This is a genomic window from Vogesella mureinivorans, assembly GCF_007644035.1.
GTDB classification, from domain to species: domain Bacteria; phylum Pseudomonadota; class Gammaproteobacteria; order Burkholderiales; family Chromobacteriaceae; genus Vogesella; species Vogesella mureinivorans.
Genome location: NZ_VMTV02000453.1, coordinates 1 through 250 on the forward strand (window position 1 = coordinate 1; position 250 = coordinate 250).

Genomic DNA, 250 nt, shown 5'->3' on the forward strand with positions numbered 1-250 from the left:
GTGGCCGGCGGTGGACGCGGCTTACGTGCACGGCAGCGATGGCTTCGGCGATGCCGGTCTCGCCGCACCCACGCGAGCGGCGCAGAGCGAGCACGCGGTGCAGGCCATTCTGCGGCTCTCGCGGGAACTCGCGGGCGAGCTCACCCTGGTGACGCTGGGGCCCCTGACCAATCTCGCGCTGGCGCTGCGGCTGGATCCATCGCTGCCGGAACGGATTCCGCGCCTCGTTGTGATGGGCGCGGCGGTGACG

General features: G+C 72.4%; 1 protein-coding gene. It reads left to right on the forward strand.

Going from position 1 to position 250, the window contains the following annotated elements; genetic code table 11:
- Positions 1-250: nucleoside hydrolase (locus tag FLQ44_RS11490; RefSeq protein ID WP_206208847.1), on the forward strand; the 250-nt coding region annotated here is incomplete at both ends.